Genomic DNA, 25,684 nt, shown 5'->3' with positions numbered 1-25,684 from the left:
GCCTCGCGATCATCCCGGGTGGCATCGCGCACGAGGAGTTTCAGCAGCCTCGACGGGCTGCGCCGAACCGCCGACATTCTCAATGGAATAGCCGAAAAGGCCGCCGGCCACCAGATCAGGATCGGTTATCACAATCACTGGTGGGAAATCGAGCCAACCTTCGACGGCCGGCATGCCGTGGAGTTGCTGGCGGACTTGCTGGAACCCAGCCTTTTCCTGGAAATCGACACCTACTGGGCCGCCGTCGGCGGCGCCGACCCGGCCGCGCTGCTGACCCGGCTCGGCGACAAGGTGCTTGCGTTGCACGTCAAGGACGGCCCGGTCCGCCAGGGCGAGCCGCAGGTCGCGGTCGGCACTGGCGCGATGCCGGTGCCGGAAATCCTCGCCGCCGCGCCGAAAGCGGCCCGGATCGTCGAGTTCGACGAGTGCGCGACGGATCTTTTCCAGGCGCTCGCGGCCAGCCGCGACTATTTGGTGGGCCTGGCGTGACCGGACCGGTCGGTGTCGCCCTCGTCGGGGCGGGGGTGATCAGCAAGCAATACCTGGAAAACCTGAGCACGTTCCCGGACGTACGGGTGCTGGGGATCGCCGACCTGGACACCGCCCGGGCCGCCGCGGTGGCCGCCGAGCACGGCGTGCCAGCTTCCGGTGACCTCGACACGATTCTCGCGCTGCCGGAAGTCGAGATCGTCGTCAACCTCACCATCCCGGCCGCGCACGCCGAGGTGGCGATGGCCGCGATCACGGCCGGAAAGCACGTGTACGGCGAAAAACCGCTGGCGATGACCACCGCGGACGGCGCGAAAACGCTCGCCATGGCGGCCGAGGGCGGGCTGTTGGTCGGATCCGCCCCGGACACTTTTCTGGGCTCCGGCCTGCAATCGGCGATCCAGGTGGTGGAATCCGGCGCGATTGGCGAGCCAGTCGCGGCGGCGCTCATCACCCGGGGCCCCGGCCCCGAGCGCTGGCATCCGAGCCCTGCTTTCCTTTACCAGCAAGGCGCCGGCCCGCTGTTCGACATCGGCCCCTACCACCTGACCGCGCTGGTCGCCGCGCTCGGACCGATCGCCCAAGTGGCCGGCCTCGGCCGGCGCGCGCAACCGTGGCGGACAGTCGGCTCGGGGCCGTTGAAGGACACCCGCTTCGAGGTCGAGGTCGATACCCACGTGATCGCCCTGCTCGATTTCGCGGCCGGCCCGAGCGCCAGCGCCACCTTCAGTTTCGACTCGGCGGCACCGCTGGTTTCCCTGGAGATCACCGGCACCGAGGGGGTGCTGAAGCTGCCCGACCCGAACACCTTCGGCGGTCCGGTGCGGGCGTACGCGCGAGGCTCCGCCGACTGGCATGAGGTGCCGGTCAAGGGACATGTCGCCGGCCGTGGCCTCGGGGTGCTGGACCTCGCCCGGGCGGTGCGGACCGGTCAACCGCCGCGGGCGTCCGGTGCGCTGGGAATGCACGTTTTGGAAGCGATGAGCGCGATCCTGGACTCCACTGAGCACGTCGACTTTCGCACCCTGACCTCCACAGTGGACAGACCGGCGGCGCTGCCGGCCGACTGGAACCCCTGCGAGCGCACCCTCAGCTGACCGTGGATCGCGCACAGATGGCAGTTTCTCGAGGGCGGGCGCTGGTGACCAGGCCCTAACGTCCTGGGCATGACGATTCCTCCGGACACCAAGAACTGGACCTGGGTGCTGGGCCGCGACTGCCCGGACTGCGGATTCGACACCCGCGACCTGCCACCGACCGCGGTTGGCCAGCTCCTACGCGACAACGCCACCGCCTGGCACACCGTGCTGACAGCGTCCGAAAAAGTCCGCGAACGCCCGTCGCCGCAGGTCTGGTCGGCGCTGGAGTACGGCTGTCACGTACGAGACGTTTTCGGTATTTTCGCTGGCCGGCTTGACTTGATCCTCACCAAGGACGACCCGACCTTTCCGGACTGGGACCAGGACGCGACCGCGGTGGAAGATCGCTACGAGGAACAGGAACCGGCTACAGTGGCCGCGGATTTGGTGAGCAATGCCGAAAAGCTGGCCGCCGGTTTCGACGCAGTGACCGGCCCGCAGTGGCAGCGGACCTGCCATCGCAGCGACGGCTCGGATTTCACCACCGAAACCTTCGCCCGCTATCTGGCCCACGACCCGGTCCACCACCTCTACGACGTGACAGGAAACCGTTCCTTACGGTAATAGCCTGTTGGCCGATTTCGTCCTTCTTTGTTGCTCCCTTCGCCTGTCGATCATGTGCGTACGACAGGATCGGGTTATGCCCACGAATGAGGAGCTTTCATGCGCTTCACCGGTCTTCGCCTGATCGCGGTCGCCGGCGCCCTCGCCGCGTGCGCCGGCTCGCTGGCGGCCGCCGCGCCGCCCGCCGGCCAGCCATCCGTCGACCTCGGCGTACGACTGAACCAGGTCCAGGTCATCGGCACCCACAACAGCTACCACCGCGAGCTGACCTGGGCGGAAAAGGTCGAGCAGACCAAGACCGACCAGAACGCGTGGAATCTCTGGTATTCGCACGCCTCGCTGCCAGTGCAGTTCGCGTCCGAGTCGGTCCGCCAGATCGAGCTGGACGTGATGCCGGACAGCGACGCCGGTGGCCTCTACACGCATCCTTTGGTACGCACCGATGCCGGCCTCGGGCCGCTCACCGACCCGGACATGGCCAAGCCAGGCATCAAAATCATGCACTGGGCCGACCACGACTACAACAATTCCTGCGCCACGCTGGTGAAATGTCTCAGCCAAACCAAGGGCTGGTCAGACGCCCACCCTGGGCACGTGCCGATTGTCGTGCTGATCGAACTAAAACAAACCGACCCGGCGATGGAGGCCCGCGGCGGTCCGAAGAGCCCACCATGGGACACCAAACGTTTCGCCGATCTGGACAGCGAAATCCGCTCGGTCATCCCAACGAACCAACTGATCACGCCCGACACCATCCGGCGGCCTGGTCTCACCCTGGAACAGTCGGTGCTTCGGTACGGCTGGCCAACTCTCGCGCAGTCGCGCGGAAAGTTTCTCTTCCTGATGGACAACAAGGACCCGCAACAGCAGGCGCCCTACCTGGACGGCAGGCCGAGCCTGCAGGGCCGGGTGCTGTTCACCGACTCCGCGCCCGGCCGCGCCGACGCGGCTTTCCTGGAGCAGAACGACCCGACCGGCCCGAACACCGCGCACATCCAGGACTGGGTCCGGCGCGGATATTTCGTTCGTACGCGTGCGGATGAGCCTTTCGACGCCGCCTCCACCGGCAGCACCGCGCGGCTACAGGCCGCGCTGGCCAGCGGCGCCCAAGTCGTCAGTACGGACTTCCCGATCGCCGGACTCTCGGCCCGCTATGGCAGCGATTACGTGGCCCCACTGCCCGGACGCGTACCGGCGCGCTGCGATCCGGTGTCGGCGCCACGCTTCTGCGCGTACCAGCCGCTGGACCTGGCAGGCTAAAGAAACAGCTGGAACGGCGCGGAAAGTCCGCGCCGTTCCGGTTTTTCTCAGGACCTGACTTGACCGTGCGAGGGATCGCCGGCCGGCACCGGGGACAGGAACCGCAGGTCCACCGGCTTCGCCATTTTTCCTTTCAGCGCCACGTTCATCTCGGCCAGCGCGGGCAGGCCACCGTGCTTGGTCAACGCCTCCTGGCTGACCCACTGTTCGATCATCACGAACCCGTCGGCGTCCTCGTTCACGAATAGAGCTGACAGCCGTCCTCGGCGTGCACCTTCGGGACAATGCTGGTGAGAATCTCGCGGACCTCATCACGATGTTCGGGCTTGGGATGCAGCAAAGCAACAACGACAACGGGCACGACGGGTCCTCTCAGGCGATCTTCAGGTCGACGGTGATGTTTCCCTTGGTGGCACGCGAATACGGGCAGACCTCGTGCGCGGCCGCGGTCAGTTCCTGCGCTTTCTCGGCTTCCACACCCGGAAGTTTCACGATCAACGTCACGGCCAGCCCGAAAGCTTGGCCCTCCGGACCGATGCCGACCTGGGCGGTCACCTCGGAACCGTCCACATTGGCCCTGGCCCGGCGCGCGACGACCCGCAGCGCGCTGTGGAAACAGGCCGCGTAACCGGCCGCGAACAACTGCTCCGGGTTGGTGCCTTCACCCGTACCACCCATCGCTGGCGGCATCGCCAGGTCGAGGTCAAGCTGCTTGTCAGACGACGTGACATGACCGTTGCGGCCGTCTCCAGTCGACAACGACTCTGCTGTGTAGAGAATCTTTTCCGGCATGACGCACCCTTTCGTTCCGGCAGGGCTGACCTGCTCACACTATGGGAACAAGGGCGAGTCGCATCTTGTGCCGTGGCGTACGACTCAGTCCGCGACGGACGCGGCCGCGAGGCTTCCGAGCAGCGCCAGCGCATCGGCCGTACCGGTGTCCGGCACCGCTTGGTAGATCTTCAGCTCGTAGTCGGGCGAGGCGTTGATGGTCAGCGATTCGTAGAGCAGATGCACAGTGCCAACCTCACGGTGGTGCAGCGTGACCCGCGCGCGGGTCTTGCGGCGCACCTCGGCGCCCGCCCAGAGCTGGCGGAACTCGTTGCTTCCCAACGAAAGCTCGCCGACCAGCGCGACCAGCTCGGGGTCGTCCGGATCCGCTCCGGCGGCACTGCGCAGTGCGGCCACCGTCCGGCGCGCGGTGTATTCCCAGTCGTCGTAATACGCTTTTGCCGCCTCTTCCAGGAAAACGAACCTGGTGAGGCTGTCGCTGTACCGATAGCCGGCATGCAACGCCTGGCCGAGTTGGTTGCCGGCGACCACATTCAGCAACCGGTCGACAATGAGGGCCGGGGTGTCGCGCCACTGGTCGATCAGGCTCAGCAGCATCGGGCTGACCGGCTCCCGGTCGGGCCGCTTCGGGTGCAGCCGTACGCCCGCGGCAGCCACCGAATGCAGGTAACTCCGGGCCTCCGACTCCAGCTCCAGCGCCTTGGCCAACGCGTCCAGGACGGCCTCGGACGGATGCTGCTCGCGGCCCTGCTCCAGCCGTGTGTAGTAGTCGGCGCTCATGCCGGCCAACATCGCGACCTCTTCCCGGCGCAGGCCCGCGACCCGGCGCCGCCCGGTCACTGGCAGGCCGGCCGCCGCCGGCGAGACCTGGGCCCGGCGGGCCCGCAGGAACTCCCCAAGGTGGTTGCTGGTCGTCACGCACCTGAGCGTACGTCCGCGTGCCGGTCCCTGCCTGGGTGTGCCGCACCCAGGAACAACGTGCCCAGGCCGGAGCCCGTTTCGGCTCGTACGGTCGGACCTGCGAGCAATCATCGAAAGGGACACCCCATGTCAGTCTGGTTCATCACCGGCACCTCCCGCGGACTCGGCCCGGGACCTCGCGCTCGCCGCGTTGCACCGCGGCGACCAGGTGGTCGCGACCGCCCGTAAGGCCGTTTTTGACGGACCCAGCAACGAAAACCTGGAAGTCGTCGAGCTGGATGTGACCGATCCAACGCAAGCGCAAACGGCCGTGGAGGCCGCTGTCGCAAGATTCGGGCGTATCGACGTGCTCGTCAACAACGCCGGCTACGGCGTGCTCGGCGCGGTCGAGGAGACCTCGGACGCCGAGGCGCGGGACATGTTCGACGTCAACGTCTTCGGGCTGGTCACGGTGACCAAAGCCGTGCTGCCTGTCCTGCGCGAACAGCGGTCCGGGCACATCATCAACATCGGCTCCATCGGCGGGTTCGCCGCCGGCGTGGGGTCCGGCTTGTACGCGGCCACCAAGTTCGCCGTCGAGGCGATCACCGAATCGCTGGCCGGCGAGGTCGGGCCGCTCGGGATCCGGGTCACCGTGGTGGAACCAGGCGCGTTCCGTACCGACTTCCTCACCCCGGAAAGCATCCGTCCGGCGGCCGTGACGCTGCCCGACTACGACGGGACCGCGGGTGTCGCCCGGCGAACGCTGATCGCGGCAGATGGCCGGCAGGCCGGCGACCCGGGCAAGGCCGCCGAGGCCATTGTCGAGCTCGCGCACGCCAACAACCCGCCACTGCGGCTGCAGCTCGGCCCGGACAGCATCGCCCGGGTGGAGACCAAGCTCACGTACGTACGCACCGAACTCGACGCCTGGCGACACGTCGGCTCCGGCACCGACTTCAGCTGAAACCGCGCTGGTTCGTTACCGTCGGCGGGATGCAACCGTTCTCGGCGGCCGCAGGGTCAGCCCTGTGAAAGCTTCACCAAGAGCTCGCAGGGGGATTTCTTACGCCGCCGTGTGCTCCAGCCAGTGGTCGGCCAGGTCGCGGTCGCCGGTGATCGTGACCTGGCCGGCCGGCAGCCGTCGGGTGAGTACCAACAACAGCTGCCCGATGGGACCGGCCAGTGTCGCGTCTGCGGTGTCCGTGGCGCGCACCCACCGCACGCCGTCGTCGGGAGTGCGGGTGATCAGCCAGCCCAATCCCGTGTCGGGGCGGAGCTGGAGGGTCTGGCCGGTGCCGCGCAGTGCTGAGAAGGCCGGTTTCAGCGTCGGCGTGACCGGATCGGACAGCAGCTCCAGCCACTCGCTGATCGCGTCGGCCGCGAGGTCCGGCGCCACCTCGAATGCGGTGCCGGTGGCGAACGCCGCGTCCGCGTGGTGCACGGTCGTGTCGTGGAGCATCCGGCGCAGCCAGAACGTCGCCGGTCGCGGGCCGAAGAACGTCCACACCGGATCTTCGGCGGCAGTCAGCACCGCGTCGGTGAGGTCCGCGGCGCCCTCATGCAGCCAGTTGGACCACTCGCCGGGCGAGCCGGGGTCCGCGTCGAACGGTTCCGGAACCGGGGTCGGCCCGGCCTGGACGATGTCCGCCGCCCAGCGGTGTGCCTGGCCAATGTGTCCGACCAGCACCCGCAGCGGCCACTCCGGACAGGTGGGCACCCGGGCCTCCGGGTCGACGCCGGCCACCGCCTTTGCGAACCCGGCGGTGTGCTCGTGCAGTCCCTCGACAAGTCGTGCGGTATCCATGGCCGTACCGTAAACACTCCACTCGACTGGAGATTCAACCGACAGTGACCGACGACACACTCGGGATCGGCGACCTGGCGCGGCGGACCGGCGTGCCGGTCCGTACGATCCGCTTCTACAGCGACGAGGGGCTGCTGTCGCCCGCGCGTAGCGTCGGTGGACACCGCCGATTCGACCCGGCCGCAGTCAGCCGCCTGAACCTGGTCCGGCGGCTGCGCGGGCTCGGACTGAGCCTGCAGTCGATCATGGAAGTCCTGGCCGGACAGCGGTCCCTCGACGACGCCGTGGCCGCCGAGCGCGCCGCGCTCGACCGCGAGGTGGCGACGCTGGGCTGGCGACGCTCGATGCTCCGCGCGGTCGAGCAGGCCCCGCCCACTGACCGCGCCGCCCGGCTGGAACTGCTGTCGGCGGTGGCGGACGGGTTCGCCGCGCACGACGCCCTCGTCCGCCTCTGGCACCCGATGACCACCGGACCGATCCCACCGGACACGGCCCGCATGTTCCTCGACATCAGCGCGCCGCGGCCGCCAGAGCTGCCGACCCCAGCGCAGGTGGTCGCGTACGCCGAGCTAGTTCTGCTCGCCACCGACCGCACGCTCGCGACCCAACTGCGGGCCAGCACGCTCGTCAACCACGACCGCATCGCCGACCTCGGCGCTCTCCACGCCGCCGTCGGCGCCGCCTGCGAGCTGGCGTTCGGGCAGGTGGCGGCCGGAGCTCGACCGGAACCGGGGCCCGCACTCGACCTGTTTGTCGCGGCCCACGCCGCCGCGCTCGGCACCGGCGACACCCCGGAGTTCCGGCGCGTGTTGAACCGGCGCACCGCCGCCGACCGGCACCCGCGGTTGCGCCGCTACTGGCATCTCGCCGGCGAGATCACCGGCGAACCTGCGCCGGTCGGTGTCACCCACACCTGGCTGCTCGACGCCCTGGACGGCTCGGTCAGCTGACCGCGCCACTGCCCTGAACCACACGAACAGGAGACTTAACGTGCTCAGCGGCGCCTTCGAGGCATGCGTCATGCATGACGCTTGCCGGTTTTCCCTTAGAATTCCCGGATTTCGCTGGTTCCGTCCGGGTGGCCGATCACGGTGGCGGCGGCGATGCCGATGAAAAGACCGTGTTCGACGACCCCCGGGATCGGGTTCAACCTGGCCGCCAGCGCCGGCGGGTCGGCAATTTCCTCCAAATACGCGTCAAGGATGTAGTGCCCGCTGTCGGTACGCAGATATTCACCGTCTTTCAAGCGAATCTCCAGTCGTACGTCCGAATAGCCGAATTCGGCGAAAACGGCCCGCAGGTGCCGTTCGGTGCTTCGCCAGCCAAACGGCACCACCTCGATCGGCAGCGGGAACTTCCCCAGTTTTTCCACCACCTTGCTGTCGTCCACCACCGCGATCATCTTCTTTGACGCGGTGGCGACGATTTTCTCCCACAGCAGGGCCGCGCCGCCGCCCCCTTGATCATGTTTCCGCTCGGGTCGATCTCGTCGGCGCCATCAATGGTGATGTCGAGTTCGGGCACCTCGTTGAGATCCGCCACCCGTACGCCGACCTCGGTCGCCACGTCCAAAGTGGACGTTGAGGTCACCACCCCGACGATGTCGAGGCCGTCCCGCACCGGCTGGGCCAGCGATCGTACGAACCAGTGGGACGTGGTGCCGGACCCGAGCCCCACCCGCAGGCCGTCGGCGAGGTATTCGGCGATGGCCCGCTCCCCGGCCGCCCGCTTGGCGTCGTCCTGATCCCCCACTGCCGCTCCAGCCCGTCGATTTCCGTTGTGCTTCGACCGTACCGTGTGGGCCTGGCGGCCGGTCAGCGGGAAATGCGCAGAACGTACCGATGATGTGAGCCGCGAATCACCGGCCAGCGGCCAGTACGGTGACGCCATGGCCGTGCCCGACCTGGTTTTCCCCGCCGAAGCGTCCGAGCTGCTCGGCGCGGAGGGCACCCTCCGGGTCCGGGACCGGGTCTGCGCCAGCGGTTATTGCCCGCGCTGCAAGGAACCCTTCGACGGCCGGCCGCTCTCGGCCAGCGTTGGCGTTTCGGACGACCTGGTGGTCACCGTCGCGTTCCACGCGGACTGCCAACCGGCCCAGGTGAGCGCCGATCCGGCCGCGGTCGCCGCCCCGACCGATCTGTTCTCCAGCTCCGCGGTGGGTCGTCTGGTGCCCAGCACGTATCTGGACGAAAACGGCGCCGGCCAGCGGTTCGTGCCTTTCGTGCTGATCCATCCCGGGCATGCGATCGTACGGCTGCGGCGCAGCGAGGGCGGCTGGCGGATCGCCGACCTCGACGATTTCGAGACCGCCGGTTTTCGCCGGATGGACAGCGAAAACAAGCAACGGCTGGAGCCCGACCCGGCGCTCACCTGCGAGGCTTTCATGGACGAGATCATCATGAGAGGCCCCGGAAAACAGCGCTGGAGCGCGACCGTCGACGACACTTTCGCTGGTCTGGTCCAAGAACGCGGCGGGCTGATGGTGTGCGTCAGCACCGCCTGGGATCCGGATCCGCGGTTGGAAGAGGACGACCAGCATCCACTGTGGTTCGCCAGCACCGATGTCGTACACGCCTGGTATCGCTGGGTTTTCAGCTAACCAGCGGGCGGACTTCCTCGGCCACGAAACGTACGAAGCCTTCCGGGTCCGGCTCGTCGGCGGTGTGCTGGAGAATCACCGTGTCAGCACCGGCATCGGCCACCGCTCGTACGGCCGCCGCCACGGTTTTCGCGCTCACGCCGTCCTGATATTCCGGTACCGGGGGCTCATTCCAGCGTGCCAGCTCGGCCTGGATCCGCGCGGACGCGTCCGGCCCGGTGGCCGCGTGCAGGTAGACGGTCAGTTCGTGGCGGTCCTCCCGACCGCCGGTGGCGCGTCCTTCGTCGATCAGCGCGCGGGCCCGGCGGACAATATCGGGGCGACTGCTGGCATCCAGCACAGTTCCATCGGCCGCTTCACCGGACAGCCGCAACGACCGGGGCCCGGTGGCACCCACGAAAACTGGCGGCGCGGACGCCGGCGGCCAGTCCAGCGCCACGTCGGTCAGCTGCACATAGCGACCGTCGGTGGTCACCCGCTCGCCGCGCAACAACGCCCGCATCGCCGCGAGATTTTCCCGCAGCAACGTCATCGGCGATGCCACCTTCACCCCGGCCTGCGCCATCCACTCCTGATTGCCGTGACCCACTCCAGGAATGAACCGGCCCGGGAAAAGCCGTTCCAGGGTGGCGATCTCCATCGTGGTCATCGCCACATTGCGCATCGGGACCGGAAGGACCCCGACGCCCACTCGCAACCGATCGGTGCCAGCCAGCGCGGCGGCCGCGCTCGCCATGCCGGCCTGGAAAAAAAAACAGTCCTCCCACAACCAGAGCTCTGCCAAGCCCGCGTCGTTCGCCGCACCCGCCACCGCCGGCAGCCGTTCAGGAGCCAACTGCGGCCTAAAGACCGCACCAAGTTTAGTCACAGAGATCATTCTTACGGGATGGCATTCGGCCAAACAAGTGCGTCACATCATCGTCGCATTTCCGCCAGATCGAGACGGCCTTCGCTGTTCTAGTGAAGTGGTGTCAACTGTAGAAGCTCGCAGCCCACTAGCCAGCTGGCTGGCCGTCAGCTCCGTCATGATGGGGATATTCTCCATCGTCACCACCGAAATCCTGCCGATCGGCCTGCTGACTCCGATCGCATCGGCTTTCCACATCCCGGCTGGAGTGGCGGGCTGGACCATGACGATGCCCGGAATCGTCGCCGCCGTCGCCGCGCCCGCCGTCACCGTCGCCACCGGCCGGCTCGATCGCCGGGTCATGCTGTGCGTTCTGATGATTCTGTTGGCGGTGGCCGATTTTCTCGCGGCTACGGCAGCTGCCTACTGGACGATGCTGCTCGCCCGTACGCTCGTGGGCCTCACCATCGGCGGCTTCTGGTCGATCGGAGCCGGCCTGTCGAACCGGCTCGTGCCGGCACGGAAAGGCTTGGCCACCGCGGTGATTTTCGCCGCTGTCCCGCTCGGTTCGGTCCTGGGCGTACCAGCCGGCACCCTGATCGGTGAGTTGGCCGGCTGGCGTGCGGCTTTCCTGGTGATGGGAATTCTGACAGTCGGTGTGGTGGTGGCACTGATCATCTTGTTGCCACCACTGCCAGCCGTCCACGCGACGGACCTTGCCAGCTTGTGGAATGTGTTGCGCAGCAGGAAAGCACGGCCAGCATTGGTCGTGACATTTCTACTGGTTCTCGCGCGCATTTCGGCACGTACACATATGTGACGCCGTTCCTCCACCAGGTCACCCATCTCGACGCTGGCCTGATCAGCCCCTTCCTGCTGGGGTACGGCGGCGCCGGCATCGTCGGCACCTTTCTGGCCGCTCGTTGGCCGACTTTTCCTTTAAGTGCCGCACTGCTGGCCGGAGCCACACTGTTGTTGCCGATATTCGGCGGATCACCGGCCGGCGCGCTCGGCCTGCTGATCATGTGGGGAATGGGGTATGGCGCCGTACCAGTTTGCTCGCAGGCCTGGTTCTCCCGAGCCGCCCCAGCCGCGCCGGAAGTGGCCACCGTACTTTTCACGTCGTCCTTCCAAGCGACGATTTCAGTGGGTGCACTGCTCGGCGGCATAGTCGTGGACGCCACCTCACCTTCGATCGTGATGCTTTGCGGCGGTGCGGTCGCCCTGATCGCGGTGTTGTTCGCCAACGTCGCACGCTGGCCAGAACCGGACGTTTCGGTTACGTAGTCCGGAAATTTTGCGGAATTCGTCGACAACGGCACGTATTTATTTGGAACAACGTTGACAACCACCGATCTGGCGCAGAATGTCGTTAGTTGTTCACCTTGTCGTCGACCCGACGCGGCAGTCTTGAGCATTCCCACTGTGGTCCAGGAAGGGTCATCCATGCCCCGTATCCCGCTGCCCGTACGAGTCGTGGCGACGGTCGCCAGCGCACTGCTGGTTTCCTCGGTCGGTGCCGCGCTAACCGCCGCACCAGCCGGGGCCGCCACCGTGCACCGGATCCTTTTCGACAACACCAAGGCCGAGACCGCCGGCAACGCCGACTGGATCATCAGCACCAGCCAACCGGATCCGACCGCCCAGAAAGCCGCGCCGGTCGCCGAAACCGACTGGACCGGCGCCATTTCCGCGTGGGGTGTCGCACTGCAGCGTACCGGCCAATACAGCCTCAAAACCCTGCCGGCTGGCAACACCATCACGTACGGGAACACCAGCAACGCACTGGACCTGTCGAATTTCGACGAGTTCGTGCTGCCCGAGCCGAACGTCCTGCTCAGCTCGGCGGAAAAGGCCGCGGTGCTGCATTTCGTCCAGAATGGTGGCGGACTTTTCCTGGTATCCGACCACAACGGCAGCGACCGCAACAACGACGGCAAGGACTCGCCGGCCATCATCAACGATTTGATGACCAACAACGGCGTCGACAACACCGACCCGTTCGGTTTCTCGGTCGATCTGAAGAACATCGGCAGCGACCACCCGGTGGCGATCAGCGACTCCACCAACCCGGTCCTCAACGGATCCTTCGGGACGGTGCACCACAGCCTGATCGCGAACGGCACCACCTTCACCCTGAAACCGGCCGACAATCCAGCCGTCAAAGGCCTTCTCTACCTGAGCACCGCCACCCCGGGAAACACCAACGCGTTCTTCGTCACCAGCACGTTCGGCTCCGGCCGAGTGGCGATCTGGGGTGACAGCTCCACCATCGACGACGGCACCGGCCAGTCCGGCAACACCCTCTTCAACGGCTGGACCGACCCCACCGCGGACAACGCCGCACTGGGCCTGAACGCGACCGCCTGGCTGGCCGCCGCCAGCACCGGCGGTGGCGGCGGGACCAACGACTGCACCAGCCCAGGCCAGAAACTGGCCAACCCGGGCTTTGAATCCGGCGACACCACCTGGACCGCCAGCAGCGGGGTCATCGCCCAACACGGCACCGCCGAACCAGCCCACACCGGCACCTGGGACGCCCGCCTCGACGGCCTCGGCACAGCCCACACGGACACCCTCTCCCAGTCCGTCGCCCTTCCCGCCAACTGCACCTCAACCCTGTCCTTCTGGCTCCACATCGACACCGCCGAAACCGGCACCAAGGCGTACGACACGATGAATGTCCAGCTGCTGAACACCTCCGGAGCCGTACTGTCCACAGTGGCCACCTACACCAACGTGAACCCGAATTCCGGCTACCTGCAACACAGTTTCGACGTTTCCGCGTACGCGGGCCAAACTGTGACCCTTCGCTTCGCCGGAACCGAGGGCAGCATCAAGCAGACCGCTTTTGTTTTGGACGATGTCGCCGTTACCGCTGCTTAGGTTTTCTCCATCACGCTGCTGGCCCCGGCGCCGAGCGCCGAACAAAGTCCCACACTCGGCACTGAGGGAGGTACAAAGTCCCACACTCGGCGACTCGGGCCCCCCAGGGGCGAACCCCGTTCCTCGCCGGGAAGATGGATGCCGCGCACCCGCGACGGCATGAGGAGAGTTCATGAGCGAGCCGAGCCACCAGTACGACGTCATCGTGGTCGGTGGCGGGCCGACCGGGGAGAACGCGGCCGCTCGGGTGGTGGAGGCGGGCCTGTCGGCGGCGATGGTGGAGAGCGAGCTGGTCGGCGGGGAGTGCTCATATTGGGCCTGCATGCCGAGCAAGGCGCTGCTGCGGCCGGCCGCCGCGCTCGCGGACGCGAAGGCGGTCGCCGGGTCGCGGGAGGCGGTGACCGGCACGTTGGACGCGGCGGCGGTGCTGGCGAGGCGGGACGATTTTGCGACGCATTGGAAGGACGACGGCCAGGTCGCGTGGGCGGAAGGCGCCGGCATCACGGTCGTCCGCGGACATGGCCGGTTGACCGGTGAGAAGCAGGTCACGGTCGGCGAAGCGGAGTTGACCGCGGCCCACGCGGTCGTCCTGTGCACCGGCTCGGACGCGGCGCTGCCGGCAATCGAGGGCATCGCGGACATCGGCGTGTGGACCAGTCGTGAAGCGACTTCGGCGCAGGCCGTGCCGGGCCGGCTCGTGGTGATCGGTGGGGGGGGTGGTCGGGTGCGAGATGGCGGCCGCTTGGTCCGCGCTCGGCTCGCAGGTCACCATGCTCGTACGCAGCGGACTGCTCGGCGGGCTGGAGCCGCTCGCTGGCAAGGCGGTCCAAGCGGGGCTGAAGGCGGCCGGTGTGGACGTACGCTCCGGCGTCCAGGCCACCGACGTCGTACGGGAAGCGGGCATGGTGGTCGTGACCTTGGACAACGGCCAGACGCTGGAGTGCGACGAGCTGCTGGCCGCCGCCGGTCGCCGGCCCAAGACCGACGACCTCGGGCTGGAAACCGTCGGGCTGCGGCCGGGCAGCTGGCTGGACGTGGACGACACCTGCCAGGTGACCGCCGTCGACGGCGGCTGGCTCTACGCGGCTGGGGACGTAAATCACCGGGCACTGCTCACCCACATGGGCAAATACCAGGCCCGCGTGTGTGCAGCCGCTATTGTCGCTCGCGCACAGAAAAACAGGAATTGCCAATTAAGCCGTACGTCCCGTGGACGGCGACAGCGGATCGTACGGCGGTGCCGCAGATTGTCTTTACTCATCCCGAAGTCGCCGCGGTCGGGATGACCGAACGACAGGCTCGCGCGGCCGGCCTGCGGGTACGGGCCGTCGAATATCCGATCGGCCGGGTGGCCGGTGCCTCCCTTTATGCCGATAGCTACGACGGCACCGCGAAAATGGTTGTCGACATCACCCGCGATGTCATTGTCGGAGTGACGCTCACCGGCCCCAACGTCGGCGAGCTGATCCACGCCGCCACCGTCGCGGTCGTCGGCGAGGTCCCGCTGTCTCGACTCTGGCACGCCGTTCCGTCCTATCCGGCGGTCAGCGAGATCTGGCTTCGCCTTCTGGAGACGTACGGCCTCTGAAGGTAGGGTGAGCGCCATGGCGATCGTGACGCCGGGATTTCGAGGCCGGCGAGGTGGCGCTGAGGTCAAGCTGCCGCCTGGGCAGTATTTGGCGGAGGATTTTCCGGTGCTCTCGGCCGGCCCGACACCGCGGATTCGGACGGACCGATGGGAATTCCTCATCACCACCGAAACCGGCCAGAAACACACCTGGTCATGGGCTGATTTGCTCGCGCTGCCCAGCCAAACGCCGACGGTCGACATCCACTGCGTCACCAAATGGTCGAAGCTGCGGACGAACTGGCAAGGTGTTTCACTCGACACCCTTATGGAAGACGAGAGAGCGCCGCCGATTACGCGCTGGTGCACTCGTACGGCGGCTATACGACAAACCTCCCGCTGGAGGATCTGCTCGACGGCCAGGCGTGGGTGGTTTACCAGTACGACGGGGATGATCTGCATCCTGAGCATGGCGGCCCGGCCCGGTTGCTGGTGCCGCACCTGTATTTCTGGAAGTCCGCCAAATGGATTCACGGCATCGAGTTGCTGCTGGAAGACGAACCGGGTTTCTGGGAAACCGTGGGATATCACAACTACGGCGATCCGTGGCTCGAGCAACGTTACCGAGGAGACTGATGGCTCCCCGACTGGCCTGGCGGGTGGCCAAGCTGGTGGAAAGCCGGCCGGAAACCGACTCGGCGCACACGCTGGTGCTGGAGGTGCCGGACTGGCCGGGACACCTCGCTGGGCAACATGTGGACGTACGACTGACCGCCGAGGACGGCTATTCCACTCAGCGCAGCTATTCCGTCGCGGGTCCAGCGAACGGCGATCGCATCGAGCTGACCGTGCAGCGGCTCTCCGATGGCGAGGTTTCTCCTTATCTCACTGACGTTTTCGCGCCGGGCGATCCGATCGAGCTGCGCGGCCCGGTGGGCGGCTGGTTCGTCTGGCGGCCGACCGCGACCGAGCCGGTGCTGCTGGTGGCCGGCGGTTCCGGGATCGTGCCGCTGATGGCGATGATCCGAGCGCGCCGGGAAGCCGGCAGCCGGGTGCCCTTCCGGCTGATTTATTCGGTGCGTACGCCCGAAGACGTTTATTACGCGGCCGAGCTTCGGCGCGGCGCACCCGGCCTGGACATCGCTTATGTCCACACCCGGACAGCGCCCGAGCAAGCCCGCCGGCCGGCCAAGCGGATCGGTTTGCCAGACGTCACCACACATGGCTGGCCACCAGACTTCCAGCCAACGTGTTTTGTGTGTGGTCCCACCGGTTTCGTGGAGACAGTCGCCGACATCCTGGTCGCGGTCGGCCACGATCCGCAGCGGGTGAAAACCGAGAGGTTCGGATAGAAATGGCATATCAGGACGGAAACGCGCTGGCCGGCCCGCTCTCGGAGATCTTCGCCGTCGACGTGACGTCCGCGGTCAGCACCTGCGCTGGCTGCGGTCGCGCAGGGGTTGTCGCGTCACTACGCGTTTTCTGGCACGCGCAGGACGCCATCGCACGCTGTCCCCGGCTGCGAGAGTGTCATGTTGCGGCTGGTACGCGTGCAGGGCGAGCTTTGCCTCGACTTCACCGGCATGACTCACCTGCGAATCCCCGCCTGAAGCTCGTTCGCCGACGACGAAGCTACCCTCTGAGGGTGACAAATCTGGAAGAGCGGCCGGTGGCCGAGCGATACGAGACGCGCGAGGTGCCGCTGGGCGGAGTCCGCGGGATGTCCGTACGCCGAACCCTCCCGCAGCGCGCGCTGCCGACCGTCGGCGCGTGGTGTTTCCTCGACCAGTTTGGCCCGCAGCGGACCCAAATGCGGGTGCTGCCGCATCCGCACATCGGCCTACAGACGGTGACCTGGCCGCTGACCGGCGAGATCCGGCACCGGGACAGCCTCGGCAGCGACGCTGTGCTGCGGCCGTCGCGCAGCTCAACCTGATGACCAGCGGTCGTGGGGTGGCACACTCGGAGTTTTCCCTGACCGGGGACCAACTCCTGCACGCTCTGCAGCTCTGGGTGGCGTTACCGGCGGACCGCGCGGCTGGCCAGCCGGCTTTCGAACGGCACCCGGATTTGCCAGCGTACGAGACAAAAGGTCTCGTCGCGACCGTTATCATCGGCGCGCTCGGCGACGCCACCTCACCGGCGACCGCGTACACACCGCTGCTCGGCGCTGACCTCGCGCTGACTGCCAGCGCGACCATCCCACTACGCAAGGACTTCGAGCACGCCGCCCTGGTTCTGGACGGCTTCGTCACGATCGCCGGCCAGTCGGTCGAGCCGGGCCTGCTGCTCTATCTCGGCACCGGACGCGACGAGCTCCGACTGGGCACCGACGGGACGGCTCGGGTGCTGTTGCTGGGCGGCGAGCCTTTCCCGGACAACCTGGTGATGTGGTGGAACTTCGTCGGCCGGAGCCACCAGGAAATCGCGGCAGCCCGCGATGACTGGGAAACCCACGACCACGACCGGTTCGGCCTGGTCGCCGGGCACGGCAGCGACCGGATCCCAGCCCCGCCGCTGCCCGCCGTCCGCCTCACTCCGCGTCATCGCGCCTGACCAGAAAGTCGCGCTCGCACCGATCGTGACCGTAGTCGCATCGATGTGATGACATTTACCAATGGTGCGTTTTGTCCATCGCCGGCACAATACCCGCGACACCGTCACCCAGACAGTTGAACGGAGATCCACCTGCGATGTCGTTATTCAAACGCCTGGCTGGCGCTATTGCCGTAGCTGCCGCGATCCTGATGATCGCGGCACCGGCGACCGCCGCACCCGCCACTCAGGGCGTGCCCTGCACCTCCACCGAATTCGCTCAAATCGACGCGTTCGCAGGTATTTCTGCTATGCGTATGCCGGAAATATCAACGTCGATGAACAGGTCTGGACCTTCGACAGCGGCAACAACGCCGGCTACTTCGTCTTCGACGCCCCACTCAACAGTTGCATTCACTGCACCCAGCCATTCCACAAATACCAGCACTTCTATTTCCAGAACTCGGTCCATATCTGGACGCTGCACATCAACTAGCAACTTCTGACCCTCGGTTGGCCGAATGTCCCCCATGCGTGCGTTGAACGCATGGGGGACATTCGGATGAGGGCGACCTTCCAAGGCGGCTAGTGGACGCCAGCGGTGATGGCGGCGACGAGGTCCTCGCCGGTGTACGCTTCGCCGCCGAGTCCCCAGCCACCATCGGGGGCGTTGAGGATGTTGACCCAGGTGTTCCCGCGGTCATGACCGTCCACTGTGGACGAATCGACAATTTTGGTGGCGGCCTGGATAAAAGCAGCCCGCGCCTGGACCGTGCCGAGCCCGATGTTCGGCAGCTTCAATTCGACCATCACCACGGGGCGGTTGATCCCGCCGGCGTAGATGTGCTGCGGCGCGAGGACGTGCACGGTGCCGCCAACCATGGCCGTGAAGGCGGTGTTGCCGGTGAGGCCGCTGACCTCGACCAGCGCGGCGGTCAACCGCGGCAGGATCTCGCGCTCGCCGGCTGTGGTGAGTACGCCCTGCGGGGCGGTGACGGTGATCGGCATGAAAGAACCCTTCACTAGAGACTAGCTAGTACGTCCGTACTAGTGCTGTCAGCATGCAGTAGGATGGCCGTACTAGTCAAGGGGGCAGATCCAATGGCAGGCGACACCCGTACCCGGATGATCGAGGCGACGGTGGCGGCGCTGCAGCGACAGGGGGTCGCCGGCATGTCGTTCACCGGCGTGCTGCACGGCAGCGGGGCCGCCCGCGGCGCGATCTACCACCATTTCCCGGGCGGCAAGGCGCAAATCGTCGCCGAGGCCGCCGCGCGCAATGGCCAGGACGTACGAGCGCATTGGCGGAACTGCCGGCGGACAGCCCGCCAGCCGTCGTTGAGGCCTTCCTCGCGGCCATCAGGCCCGTCGTCGAGGCCTCGGCCTCAGGAGGCGGCTGCGCGGTCGCGGCCGTCACCGTCGATCCCGGCGACGACGGCACGCTTCGGGAGGTCGCCGCCACCGCTTTTGCCTCCTGGGTCGACCAGCTCGCGGAGCGGCTCGCCGCCGCGGGCGTTCCGTCCGGCGAGGCCACCGACCTCGCCGCCACCTTGATCACCTTGCTCGAGGGCGCGCACGTGCTGTGTCGGGCCGCCGGCACGCTCGACCCTTTCGAGCGAGCCGCCCGTACGGCCGCGGACCTCACCCGAAGCCGCTATCCGGTTAGCTTTTGATGAGTGGCGCGTCCCGCGAGATCTCCTGGAACCCGACGCTGTCATAGAGCCCGCGTGCCCGGGGATGCCCCGGCGCTCCCAGGCAGGCAACCGTCATGTGGGTCGCTCCGGCCGCCCGCGTCAGGTGCATCCCATGCAGAAGCATCGCTCGCCCGAGTCCCAGCCGCCGGTAGCCCGGATGCGTTCCGACCGGCTCGAACTCGGCTGTCTTGTTCGCTTCATCGAGCCACATGATCGTCGAGGACGCCATCGTGCCGTCCGGCGCCTCCACCAGAAGATGCAGGTCGCCTCGATAGGCCGCCATCTCTCGTACGCCCTGGTAACCCTCCGCCGTGTAGCTCGATGGCGCCCAGGCGTCGAGATGAGCCTGCACCGCGGCTTCCGGGCCGGCCTCGTCCGCCGTACGGAACCGGAATCCGGCCGGCAGCGCCGGTTCTTCCAGGTCGACGAGGTCCCGTTGGTTGAGCTGCGTCCAGGACCCGGCGTCGCCCAGGGCGGCCGGATCGTCTTGGTAGCCGTGCGCGGCCCATCGCCGCAGGGCGAACTCGTCGGCCGAACTCGGCAGCACTGTCCGCACGAGGCCAGCGGCAACGCCGTCGTACCAGTCGATCACCTCGTCGACCAAACCAGCGTGATCGGGGTGAATCTGATGCGCCAGATAGGCGTCGGTCACGTCCTTCACCGACCCGTCGCTCCGCCTCACCTGGTGCGGCAGCTGGGCCCAGCCCCACGCCACCAGATCACCGCCAGCGAACCACAGCTGGCGCTGCCAGGTCGCGCCGTCGCTCGCGTACCCCTTTCCCCAGCTCCAGGCCAGCTCACCGTACGACGCATCGCTGCCGATCAGATCCGGGCGGACGGCGGTGACACGCTGCGCCAGTTCCTGCATCAGCCGTACGTCCGCGGCGGTCAGAAGGTCCATGTTTGCCACTGTTCCAGGACTGCGCAGAGCCGTCGAACCGTTTTCCGGTCAGGTCGCCAGCCAAGAGGTGATTTGTTGGTGAAGGCGAGTACGTGTGGACGCGGGCGCGAAAGACGCGTCGACAGCGGCTCGGGAAAAGCCGGCCAGGGTTTCGTCGTCATAGCCGAATATTTCGCGTACGCGGGAGAATTCGTCGGTCAGCGTGATGCCGAGAACGTTCGGGATGTCGGTGTTGAGGGTGACTGTGAGGCCTGCGTCGACAAGCCGCGGCAGCGGATGGTCCGCGTACGACTTGGCGAAACCGAGCGCCACATTCGAGGACGAACAGACCTCCAGCGCCAGCTGGCTGTCCCGTACGCGCGCGACCAGCTCATTGTCGTCCAGGACCCGAATGCCGTGGCCGAGCCGCTCGGTGTGACCTCGATCGATGGCCTCGCGAATGCTCCCGGCGCCCTCGGCCTCGCCGGCGTGATGAACAAGGTGGATTCCTGCCTCGCGAGCGTCTTCGAGGACGGCGGCAAAAGGTTCGAGCGGGTATGACTCTTCGCCAGCCACCCCAATCGCCACCACGCCGGCGTACTTTTCGGCTAGCCACAGGGTTTCTCGGCACCGCTGGACGGATCGGCGGCGCGAGTGGTCGAGAATCACCTGGCATTCCAGCCCGGTCAACCGCTGCCCGTCGGCCAAGCCCTCCAGGACGGTTGCGAGCGGCATCTCCAGGTCACCGAGCCGCTCGCCATGCGAGGCCGCGGTAAAGGTGACCTCGGCGTACTGGGTGCCCTGGGCCGCCTCGTCTTCGCAGAATTCCCTTGCTACTCGCCGGAAATCCTCGGGTCGGCGGAGGCAGTCGCGTACGAGCGCGTTGTAGTCGGCGAACTGCCGAAAATCGGCGAAATCCATTGCCTCGCCGTCGCGGTGTGATGGTACGTCCACGCCGTTCGCCGCGCCGAACTCGGCGAGCGTCGACCACCGGACGGTGCTTTCGAGGTGGACATGCAGATGTGCTTTCGGCAGCTGGCGAAGGTCGCGCATGAGGCTGACAATAGGCCGCCCGATGTGCGCCGGCATCCGGATTTTGTTTCAGAGCACAAAATGACGGGACCGCTTGTCGAAACAAGCGACCCCGTCATGAAGTAAGTCCGGCGGCGTCCTACTCTCCCACACCGTCACCAGTGCAGTACCATCGGCGCTGAGAGGCTTAGCTTCCGGGTTCGGAATGGAACCGGGCGTTTCCCTCTCGCTATGGCCACCGAAACGCTATGGAGTTAACAAACCCGCACTCACACTTTCCCGCGAAGGAAAGGGTGCTGGGCGTGCCTCCAGAACCGTATAGTGAACGTAGTCGCAGCAGTATGAATCTTTGGTAATTGGTCAAGTCCTCGGCCTATTAGTACCGGTCAGCTTCACGTGTTTCCACGCTTCCACATCCGGCCTATCAACCCGGTGGTCTAGCCGGGGGCCTTACCCAGTTAACCTGGTGGGAAACCTCATCTCGAAGCGAGCTTCCCGCTTAGATGCTTTCAGCGGTTATCCCTTCCGAACGTAGCCAACCAGCCGTGCTCCTGGCGGAACAACTGGCACACCAGAGGTTCGTCCGTCCCGGTCCTCTCGTACTAAGGACAGCCCTTCTCAAGTTTCCTACGCGCGCGGCGGATAGGGACCGAACTGTCTCGCGACGTTCTAAACCCAGCTCGCGTGCCGCTTTAATGGGCGAACAGCCCAACCCTTGGGACCGACTCCAGCCCCAGGATGCGACGAGCCGACATCGAGGTGCCAAACCATCCCGTCGATATGGACTCTTGGGGAAGATCAGCCTGTTATCCCCGGGGTACCTTTTATCCGTTGAGCGACACCGCTTCCACCAGCCAGTGCCGGATCACTAGTCCCAGCTTTCGCTCCTGCTCGACACGTCCGTCTCACAGTCAAGCTCCCTTGTGCACTTGCACTCACCACCTGATTGCCAACCAGGCTGAGGGAACCTTTGGGCGCCTCCGTTACTCTTTAGGAGGCAACCGCCCCAGTTAAACTACCCACCTGACACTGTCCCTGAACCGGATCACGGTCCGAAGTTAGATGTCCAGATCAAACAGAGTGGTATTTCAACGTTGACTCCACCGACACTGGCGTGCCAGCTTCACAGTCTCCCACCTATCCTACACAATCCGAACCGAACACCAATATCAAGCTGTAGTGAAGGTCCCGGGGTCTTTTCGTCCTGCCGCGCGTAACGAGCATCTTTACTCGTAGTGCAATTTCGCCGAGCCTGTGGTTGAGACAGTGGAGAAGTCGTTACGCCATTCGTGCAGGTCGGAACTTACCCGACAAGGAATTTCGCTACCTTAGGATGGTTATAGTTACCACCGCCGTTTACTGGCGCTTCAGTTCTCAGCTTCGCCGTGAGGCTAACCGGTCCCCTTAACGTTCCAGCACCGGGCAGGCGTCAGTCCGTATACATCGTCTTACGACTTAGCACGGACCTGTGTTTTTAGTAAACAGTCGCTTCTCCCTGGTCTCTGCGGCCATACAACGCTCAAGGAGCAAGTCCCGTCACGTCTCAGGCCCCCCTTCTCCCGAAGTTACGGGGGCAATTTGCCGAGTTCCTTAACCACAGTTCACTCGATCGCCTTGGTATTCTCTACCTGACCACCTGTGTCGGTTTGGGGTACGGGCCACTCAGAGCTCGCTAGAGGCTTTTCTCGGCAGCATAGGATCACTGACTTCCCCTATGTCGGGTCGGCATCAGGTCTCAGACTTAATGAAGCGCGGATTTGCCTACGCCTCGCCCTACACCCTTACCCCGGCTCTACCATCCACCGGGTTCAGCTACCTTCCTGCGTCACCCCATCGCTTGACTACTACAAGCCGGGGTCACCCGCTTCCACCACCTCATCTCCGAAGAGAATCAACAGCTTCCGGGGGCTTAGCACAAACCTGCCTCATCATGGGCGCTCTTTCGCGGGTACGGGAATATCAACCCGTTGTCCATCGACTACGCCTGTCGGCCTCGCCTTAGGTCCCGACTTACCCTGGGCGGATTAGCCTGGCCCAGGAACCCTTGGTCATCCGGCGGACGGGTTTCTCACCCGTCTTTCGCTACTCATGCCTGCATTCTCACTCGTGCGGCATCCACGACTAGGTCACCCTGCCGCTTCACCCGCCGCACGACGCTCCCCTACCCATCCACACACACCTGGACCAACACCACAAAGGCGCCAGCCGGGTCAATATGTGAATGCCACAGCTTCGGTGATGTGCTTGAGCCCCGCTACATTGTCGGCGCGGAATCACTTGACCAGTGGGCTATTACGCACTCTTTAAAGGGTGGCTGCTTCTAAGCCAACCTCCTGGTTGTCTGTGCAACTCCACATCCTTTTCCACTTAGCACACGCTTAGGGACCTTAGCTGGTGGTCTGGGCTGTTTCCCTCTCGACTACGAAGCTTATCCCCCGCAGTCTCACTGCCACGCTCTCACTTACCGGCATTCGGAGTTTGGCTGATTTCAGTAAGCTTGTAGGCCCCCTAGACCATCCAGTGCTCTACCTCCGGCAAGAAACACGCAACGCTGCACCTAAATGCATTTCGGGGAGAACCAGCTATCACGAAGTTTGATTGGCCTTTCACCCCTACCCACAGCTCATCCCCCAGGTTTTAAACCCTGGTGGGTTCGGTCCTTCACACGGTCTTACCCGCGCTTCAACCTGGCCATGGGTAGATCACTTCGCTTCGGGTCTAGAGCACGCGACTCAAACGCCCTATTCAGACTCGCTTTCGCTACGGCTACCCCACACGGGTTAACCTCGCCACGTACCACTAACTCGCAGGCTCATTCTTCAAAAGGCACGCTGTCACGAACAGCCACAAGGACTAGGGACGCTCCAACGGCTTGTAGGCACACGGTTTCAGGTACTATTTCACTCCCCTCCCGGGGTACTTTTCACCTTTCCCTCACGGTACTTGTCCGCTATCGGTCACCAGGGAGTATTTAGGCTTGACAGGTGGTCCTGCCAGATTCACAGCAAATTTCACGAGCTCGCTGTTACTTGGGATCCCACTCGGGAGATCAATCGTTTTCGTCTACGGGGGTATCACCCACTACGCCAGCCCTTTCCAGAGCCTTCGACTAACGAAAGATTTTCTTACTCCCCGACCGTCCGGCAGAACGATCAGAATGGTCCCACAACCCCCAACACGCAACGCCCGCCGGCTATCACACGTATCAGGTTTAGCCTCATCCGCTTTCGCTCGCCACTACTCACGGAATCACTTTTGTTTTCTCTTCCTACGGGTACTGAGATGTTTCACTTCCCCGCGTTCCCTCCACACACCCTATGTGTTCAGATGTGGGTGACTGAACATAACTCCAGCCGGGTTTCCCCATTCGGACATCCTCGGATCAAAGCTAGGTTGGGAACTCCCCGAGGCTTATCGCACCCTCCAACGTCCTTCATCGGCTCCTGGTGCCAAGGCATCCACCGTGTGCCCTTAATAACTTGGCCACAAAAATTCAAAGATGCTCTACGTCCACTATACAGTTCTCAAGGTACGCCCGAATCCCCACCATGCTCACCGCATGCATAATCGCCGGCCTTGACCGGCGATCGTGCTGTTCGGTGTGGAAGTGACCCTTAAGAGCAAAACAACCGTTGCCGGTTGTTCCCTCAGGACCCAACAGCGTGTTGAAGAACCGCTCCGCCGTTTCGGTGACTGTTCCACACCCTTCCGAGGAAGAGCAGTACTAGGAAACCGTCCGATACGAACCGGTTGCGTTGTCAGCGTTCCACCCATGAGCACCACCCGGACATGAACATTCCGGAGTGGCTACCTGGACAACCCGAAGGTTGCCGGTTGCTCCTTAGAAAGGAGGTGATCCAGCCGCACCTTCCGGTACGGCTACCTTGTTACGACTTAGTCCTAATCGCCGATCCCACCTTCGACAGCTCCCTCCCTTGCGGGTTGAGCCACTGGCTTCGGGTGTTACCGACTTTCATGACTTGACGGGCGGTGTGTACAAGGCCCGGGAACGTATTCACCGCAGCGTTGCTGATCTGCGATTACTAGCGACTCCGACTTCATGGGGTCGAGTTGCAGACCCCAATCCGAACTGAGACCGGCTTTTTGAGATTCGCTCCACCTTGCGGTTTCGCAGCCCTTTGTACCGGCCATTGTAGCATGCGTGCAGCCCAAGACATAAGGGGCATGATGACTTGACGTCGTCCCCACCTTCCTCCGAGTTGACCCCGGCAGTCTCCTATGAGTCCCCGGCATTACCCGCTGGCAACATAGAACGAGGGTTGCGCTCGTTGCGGGACTTAACCCAACATCTCACGACACGAGCTGACGACAGCCATGCACCACCTGTGAACCGCCCTTGCGGACCCCGTATCTCTACGAGTTTTCGGCCCATGTCAAGCCTTGGTAAGGTTCTTCGCGTTGCGTCGAATTAAGCCGCATGCTCCGCCGCTTGTGCGGGCCCCCCGTCAATTCCTTTGAGTTTTAGCCTTGCGGCCGTACTCCCCAGGCGGGGCGCTTAATGCGTTAGCTGCGGCACGGATCCAGTGGAAGGAACCCACACCTAGCGCCCACTTTACGGGTGGATACCAGGGTATCAATTCCTGTTCGCTCCCCACCTTTCGCTCCTTCAGCGCGTTACGGCCAGAGACCCGCACTCAGCGTCAGTTAGCGCCCAGAGACCCGCCTTCGCCAC

The 25,684-nt window shown here is 65.1% G+C and carries 28 protein-coding genes, 3 rRNA genes and 4 pseudogenes; 21 read left to right on the top strand and 14 right to left on the bottom strand.

The genetic code is table 11. The features are described from left to right. Positions 1-18: 18 nt before the first annotated feature. The 4 genes from GNX96_RS59165 to GNX96_RS41330 all read left to right on the top strand — a co-directional run bounded on the left by GNX96_RS59165 (position 19) and on the right by GNX96_RS41330 (position 3,452). On the top strand, positions 19-489 hold the full coding sequence (locus GNX96_RS59165; protein WP_279582868.1) for a sugar phosphate isomerase/epimerase family protein: 471 nt from the start codon (positions 19-21) through the stop codon (positions 487-489). Continuing rightward, a complete protein-coding gene (locus GNX96_RS41340; protein ID WP_163573051.1) occupies positions 486-1,586 on the top strand; it encodes a Gfo/Idh/MocA family protein in 1,101 nt (366 codons plus the stop codon). Before GNX96_RS59165 ends, GNX96_RS41340 begins: the two co-directional genes overlap by 4 nt. 69 nt (positions 1,587-1,655) lie before the next feature. Beyond that, complete coding sequence (locus tag GNX96_RS41335) at positions 1,656-2,192, top strand: DinB family protein (protein ID WP_163573050.1); 537 nt, start codon at positions 1,656-1,658, stop codon at positions 2,190-2,192. Positions 2,193-2,291: 99 nt separating this feature from the next. Continuing rightward, positions 2,292-3,452 (top strand): phosphatidylinositol-specific phospholipase C1-like protein, encoded by a 1,161-nt coding sequence (locus tag GNX96_RS41330; protein ID WP_163573049.1) that lies wholly within the window; start codon positions 2,292-2,294, stop codon positions 3,450-3,452. A gap of 47 nt (positions 3,453-3,499) precedes the next feature. On the opposite strand, the gene GNX96_RS66270 is transcribed toward GNX96_RS41330, so the two are convergent. The 4 genes from GNX96_RS66270 to GNX96_RS41315 all read right to left on the bottom strand — a co-directional run bounded on the left by GNX96_RS66270 (position 3,500) and on the right by GNX96_RS41315 (position 5,162). Then, entirely contained in the window at positions 3,500-3,694 is a 195-nt protein-coding gene (locus GNX96_RS66270; RefSeq protein WP_390624286.1) for a putative quinol monooxygenase, read from the bottom strand. Continuing rightward, positions 3,691-3,813, bottom strand: a complete 123-nt coding sequence (locus tag GNX96_RS66265; protein ID WP_390624285.1) for a putative quinol monooxygenase — start codon at positions 3,811-3,813, stop codon at positions 3,691-3,693. The genes GNX96_RS66270 and GNX96_RS66265 overlap by 4 nt, the downstream gene beginning before the upstream one ends. A gap of 11 nt (positions 3,814-3,824) precedes the next feature. Beyond that, the gene (locus tag GNX96_RS41320) at positions 3,825-4,244 is read right to left on the bottom strand and encodes an organic hydroperoxide resistance protein (protein ID WP_163573048.1); all 420 of its coding nucleotides are present in this window, start codon (positions 4,242-4,244) and stop codon (positions 3,825-3,827) included. An 84-nt stretch (positions 4,245-4,328) separates the two neighbouring features. After that, positions 4,329-5,162 carry a helix-turn-helix transcriptional regulator gene (locus tag GNX96_RS41315; protein WP_163573047.1) on the bottom strand — a complete coding sequence of 278 codons (834 nt, stop codon included), beginning with the start codon at positions 5,160-5,162 and terminating at the stop codon, positions 4,329-4,331. A 193-nt stretch (positions 5,163-5,355) separates the two neighbouring features. On the opposite strand from GNX96_RS41315, the gene GNX96_RS41310 reads away from it, so the two are divergent. Further along, the gene (locus GNX96_RS41310; RefSeq protein WP_279582867.1) at positions 5,356-6,111 is read left to right on the top strand and encodes an SDR family NAD(P)-dependent oxidoreductase; all 756 of its coding nucleotides are present in this window, start codon (positions 5,356-5,358) and stop codon (positions 6,109-6,111) included. 99 nt (positions 6,112-6,210) lie between these two features. Here GNX96_RS41310 and GNX96_RS41305 read toward each other — a convergent pair whose 3' ends face one another. After that, positions 6,211-6,951 (bottom strand): maleylpyruvate isomerase family mycothiol-dependent enzyme, encoded by a 741-nt coding sequence (locus GNX96_RS41305; RefSeq protein ID WP_163573046.1) that lies wholly within the window; start codon positions 6,949-6,951, stop codon positions 6,211-6,213. A gap of 44 nt (positions 6,952-6,995) precedes the next feature. On the opposite strand from GNX96_RS41305, the gene GNX96_RS41300 reads away from it, so the two are divergent. Beyond that, positions 6,996-7,901 carry a MerR family transcriptional regulator gene (locus GNX96_RS41300; RefSeq protein ID WP_163573045.1) on the top strand — a complete coding sequence of 302 codons (906 nt, stop codon included), beginning with the start codon at positions 6,996-6,998 and terminating at the stop codon, positions 7,899-7,901. A 95-nt stretch (positions 7,902-7,996) separates the two neighbouring features. Here GNX96_RS41300 and GNX96_RS59160 read toward each other — a convergent pair whose 3' ends face one another. Together GNX96_RS59160 and GNX96_RS59155 are read right to left on the bottom strand one after the other, a co-directional pair. Continuing rightward, a complete protein-coding gene (locus GNX96_RS59160; protein WP_279582866.1) occupies positions 7,997-8,353 on the bottom strand; it encodes a ribose-5-phosphate isomerase A in 357 nt (118 codons plus the stop codon). Next, a complete protein-coding gene (locus tag GNX96_RS59155) occupies positions 8,350-8,841 on the bottom strand; it encodes a ribose-5-phosphate isomerase A (protein WP_279582865.1) in 492 nt (163 codons plus the stop codon). Before GNX96_RS59155 ends, GNX96_RS59160 begins: the two co-directional genes overlap by 4 nt. Between GNX96_RS59155 and GNX96_RS41290 the strand changes: the two genes are divergently transcribed. Beyond that, on the top strand, positions 8,840-9,550 hold the full coding sequence (locus GNX96_RS41290) for a hypothetical protein (protein WP_163573044.1): 711 nt from the start codon (positions 8,840-8,842) through the stop codon (positions 9,548-9,550). The genes GNX96_RS59155 and GNX96_RS41290 overlap by 2 nt on opposite strands. Here GNX96_RS41290 and GNX96_RS41285 read toward each other — a convergent pair. Beyond that, positions 9,543-10,427: an LLM class flavin-dependent oxidoreductase gene (locus tag GNX96_RS41285; protein ID WP_279582864.1), complete on the bottom strand. Its 885-nt coding sequence runs from the start codon at positions 10,425-10,427 to the stop codon at positions 9,543-9,545. The two genes, GNX96_RS41290 and GNX96_RS41285, sit on opposite strands and share 8 nt — an antisense overlap. A 91-nt stretch (positions 10,428-10,518) precedes the next feature. On the opposite strand from GNX96_RS41285, the gene GNX96_RS59150 reads away from it, so the two are divergent. From GNX96_RS59150 to GNX96_RS41250, 12 genes and pseudogenes are all read left to right on the top strand, one after another. Continuing rightward, positions 10,519-11,217 carry an MFS transporter gene (locus tag GNX96_RS59150; protein ID WP_279582863.1) on the top strand — a complete coding sequence of 233 codons (699 nt, stop codon included), beginning with the start codon at positions 10,519-10,521 and terminating at the stop codon, positions 11,215-11,217. Next, positions 11,214-11,684, top strand: a complete 471-nt coding sequence (locus tag GNX96_RS59145; RefSeq protein ID WP_279582862.1) for an MFS transporter — start codon at positions 11,214-11,216, stop codon at positions 11,682-11,684. The genes GNX96_RS59150 and GNX96_RS59145 overlap by 4 nt, the downstream gene beginning before the upstream one ends. 159 nt (positions 11,685-11,843) lie before the next feature. After that, positions 11,844-13,283: a hydrolase gene (locus tag GNX96_RS41275; protein ID WP_163573042.1), complete on the top strand. Its 1,440-nt coding sequence runs from the start codon at positions 11,844-11,846 to the stop codon at positions 13,281-13,283. 172 nt (positions 13,284-13,455) lie between these two features. Beyond that, a pseudogene (locus GNX96_RS61835) lies at positions 13,456-13,986 on the top strand (FAD-dependent oxidoreductase); the annotation flags it as partial. A 28-nt stretch (positions 13,987-14,014) separates the two neighbouring features. Beyond that, on the top strand, positions 14,015-14,569 hold the full coding sequence (locus GNX96_RS61830) for an FAD-dependent oxidoreductase (RefSeq protein ID WP_313885921.1): 555 nt from the start codon (positions 14,015-14,017) through the stop codon (positions 14,567-14,569). Then, on the top strand, positions 14,566-14,871 hold the full coding sequence (locus tag GNX96_RS61825) for a hypothetical protein (RefSeq protein ID WP_390624287.1): 306 nt from the start codon (positions 14,566-14,568) through the stop codon (positions 14,869-14,871). The genes GNX96_RS61830 and GNX96_RS61825 overlap by 4 nt, the downstream gene beginning before the upstream one ends. A gap of 16 nt (positions 14,872-14,887) precedes the next feature. Then, positions 14,888-15,486, top strand: a pseudogene (locus GNX96_RS66260) (sulfite oxidase-like oxidoreductase). Continuing rightward, on the top strand, positions 15,486-16,202 hold the full coding sequence (locus GNX96_RS41260) for a ferredoxin reductase (protein ID WP_279582860.1): 717 nt from the start codon (positions 15,486-15,488) through the stop codon (positions 16,200-16,202). The pseudogene GNX96_RS66260 and the gene GNX96_RS41260 overlap by 1 nt, the downstream one beginning before the upstream one ends. Positions 16,203-16,204: 2 nt before the next feature. Further along, positions 16,205-16,369: pseudogene (locus GNX96_RS66255) on the top strand (DUF6510 family protein); the annotation flags it as partial. Positions 16,370-16,495: 126 nt separating this feature from the next. Continuing rightward, positions 16,496-16,786 carry a pirin family protein gene (locus tag GNX96_RS61820; RefSeq protein ID WP_313885919.1) on the top strand — a complete coding sequence of 97 codons (291 nt, stop codon included), beginning with the start codon at positions 16,496-16,498 and terminating at the stop codon, positions 16,784-16,786. Beyond that, positions 16,786-17,406 carry a pirin family protein gene (locus GNX96_RS41255; protein ID WP_313885918.1) on the top strand — a complete coding sequence of 207 codons (621 nt, stop codon included), beginning with the start codon at positions 16,786-16,788 and terminating at the stop codon, positions 17,404-17,406. The genes GNX96_RS61820 and GNX96_RS41255 overlap by 1 nt, the downstream gene beginning before the upstream one ends. Positions 17,407-17,467: 61 nt before the next feature. Further along, positions 17,468-17,881, top strand: coding sequence for a hypothetical protein (locus tag GNX96_RS41250; RefSeq protein ID WP_163573040.1), 414 nt, complete (start codon positions 17,468-17,470; stop codon positions 17,879-17,881). Between the two features lie 89 nt (positions 17,882-17,970). On the opposite strand, the gene GNX96_RS41245 is transcribed toward GNX96_RS41250, so the two are convergent. Continuing rightward, on the bottom strand, positions 17,971-18,393 hold the full coding sequence (locus GNX96_RS41245; RefSeq protein ID WP_163573039.1) for a hypothetical protein: 423 nt from the start codon (positions 18,391-18,393) through the stop codon (positions 17,971-17,973). Between the two features lie 63 nt (positions 18,394-18,456). Between GNX96_RS41245 and GNX96_RS61815 the strand changes: the two are divergent. Both GNX96_RS61815 and GNX96_RS41240 read left to right on the top strand, forming a co-directional pair. Then, positions 18,457-18,594: pseudogene (locus tag GNX96_RS61815) on the top strand (hypothetical protein); the annotation flags it as partial. Between the two features lie 92 nt (positions 18,595-18,686). After that, positions 18,687-19,058 (top strand): LmrA/YxaF family transcription factor, encoded by a 372-nt coding sequence (locus tag GNX96_RS41240; protein WP_279582888.1) that lies wholly within the window; start codon positions 18,687-18,689, stop codon positions 19,056-19,058. Here the strand turns inward: GNX96_RS41240 and GNX96_RS41235 are convergent. The 5 genes from GNX96_RS41235 to GNX96_RS59130 all read right to left on the bottom strand — a co-directional run. After that, positions 19,048-19,980 carry a GNAT family N-acetyltransferase gene (locus GNX96_RS41235; protein WP_279582859.1) on the bottom strand — a complete coding sequence of 311 codons (933 nt, stop codon included), beginning with the start codon at positions 19,978-19,980 and terminating at the stop codon, positions 19,048-19,050. The two genes, GNX96_RS41240 and GNX96_RS41235, sit on opposite strands and share 11 nt — an antisense overlap. Positions 19,981-20,028: 48 nt before the next feature. Beyond that, positions 20,029-21,048, bottom strand: coding sequence for an adenosine deaminase (gene add, locus GNX96_RS41230; RefSeq protein WP_279582858.1), 1,020 nt, complete (start codon positions 21,046-21,048; stop codon positions 20,029-20,031). Between the two features lie 69 nt (positions 21,049-21,117). Next, positions 21,118-21,234, bottom strand: a 5S ribosomal RNA gene (rrf, locus tag GNX96_RS41225). 113 nt (positions 21,235-21,347) lie between these two features. Further along, a 23S ribosomal RNA gene (locus tag GNX96_RS41220) occupies positions 21,348-24,476 on the bottom strand. Positions 24,477-24,836: 360 nt separating this feature from the next. Continuing rightward, positions 24,837-25,684 (bottom strand): 16S ribosomal RNA (locus GNX96_RS59130); the annotation flags it as partial.

It is taken from the genome of Fodinicola feengrottensis (genome assembly GCF_010993775.1).
Classification (GTDB): domain Bacteria; phylum Actinomycetota; class Actinomycetes; order Mycobacteriales; family HKI-0501; genus Fodinicola; species Fodinicola feengrottensis.
This window is presented reverse-complemented; position numbering and strand designations above follow the sequence as displayed.